Origin of the sequence: Mesorhizobium sp. M0184 (assembly GCF_040322215.1) — a bacterium.
Taxonomy (GTDB): Bacteria; Pseudomonadota; Alphaproteobacteria; order Rhizobiales; family Rhizobiaceae; genus Mesorhizobium.
In genome coordinates, this window is sequence record NZ_JAMYSZ010000089.1 from 1 (window position 1) to 1,470 (window position 1,470).

Sequence of the window (1,470 nt, forward strand, 5' to 3'; positions counted from 1 at the left end):
AGACCCTGGGATCCATATGTGGACGGCGCCCTGCCTGCAACGGTTGTTTTGCGTCGTTTTCGATCGCTTGCGTCCATATGTCCGGCCTTTGAGCACGGTCCTTGCGGCCGCTGGCCAAGGTGGGGTTCGCGACGCCCGTTCCAATCATGCCAGCGGTTTCGTTGGCCAATGGATCCCTCGGAGTTTCGCGCGTCACGGATCGATCGATCACGCCATCTTCCTTCCGTTGCAAGAGCTTGTGTTCGGTGTTCCTCCGTTGCGGCCTATCCGGGCATGTCAGCGCCGTGCTGAGCCGCGGTCAGGGCTGGCCGCAGGCCACCGCCGTAGGCGGCGCGAAGCGGCCTTGAGGGCGGCGAGGAGGCGTCAGGTTGCCCGCCAGGCCGCAACGGTACGGCTCGCCGGTGATCATCATCTTCCAGGCCATGCGGGCGGTCTTGTTGGCGAGCGCCACAGCCGCCAGCTTCGGCGGCTTGCGCGCAATCAACGCCGCCAGCCACGGCGAGGCCTTGGCGCGGCCGCGACGCACCTGCTGGATGTGGGCCGTCGCGCCCACCACCAGCGCCTGCCGCAGCATCTCGTCGCCGGCCCGCGTGATCACCCCCAGCCGGTTCTTGCCGGCGGTCGAATGGTTCTTCGGCGTCAGCCCCAGCCACGCCGCGAAGTCGCGTCCCGAGCCGAACGCTGTCGCATCAGTGACCTTGACGCCGAGCAGGCTCGCCACGACCGGCCCGACGCCGGGCATCGCAGCCAGCCGCTGTCCAGTCTCGTCCTTGCGGTGATGGGCCAACAGCTTCTTGTCGATTGCCGCGTATCGCGCACACACCGCGCGGTATTCCTCGCCGAGCGTCTCAAGCAGTTCCTTTGCCAGCCCCGGCACCGTCGCGTCGCCGGCAATGCGGGCCAGCAGTGGCTCGATGCGGGCAAGGCCTTGTGCGGCCACCAGGCCGAATTCGGCTGCGTAGCCGCGGATCGTGTTGGAAAGCTGCGTGCGCCGCCGCACCAGCTGCTCGCGCACCCCAAACAGCATCTGCGCCGCTTGCTGCTCGCCGCTCTTGATCCCAACAAAGCGTGTCCTGGGCCGGCTCATCGCCTCGCAGATCGCCTCGGCGTCAGCCGCGTCATGCTTGCCGCGCCGCACATATGGCTTCACGTGCTGCGCCGCGATCAGCACCACCTCATGACCCAGCCCCGACAGCGTGCGCGCCCAGTAATGCGAGCCGCCGCACGCCTCCAGCCCGATCCTCACCGGCGCAAGCTTGGCGAAGAACGGGACTACCGCCCGCCGTTGCAATTTACGCACCAGCACCGAACGCTCCGCAGCGTCGACACCATGCAGCTGAAAAACACTCTTGGACGTATCCATGCCAATACGGATAAGGTGTTCCACGGACGGCTCCCTTGTTTGAGATCTCAACGAACTCATTCTGGCACATCCGATGCCGTCGGGCGCCGTCCACCCCATCATGCCGT

At 66.5% G+C, this 1,470-nt stretch carries 1 protein-coding gene; it reads right to left on the reverse strand.

The genetic code is table 11. The features are described 5' to 3' along the window. Nucleotides 1–298: 298 nt before the first annotated feature. On the reverse strand, nt 299–1,387 hold the full coding sequence (locus NKJ23_RS34395) for an IS110 family RNA-guided transposase (protein ID WP_352685161.1): 1,089 nt from the start codon (nt 1,385–1,387) through the stop codon (nt 299–301). Nucleotides 1,388–1,470: the final 83 nt, after the last annotated feature.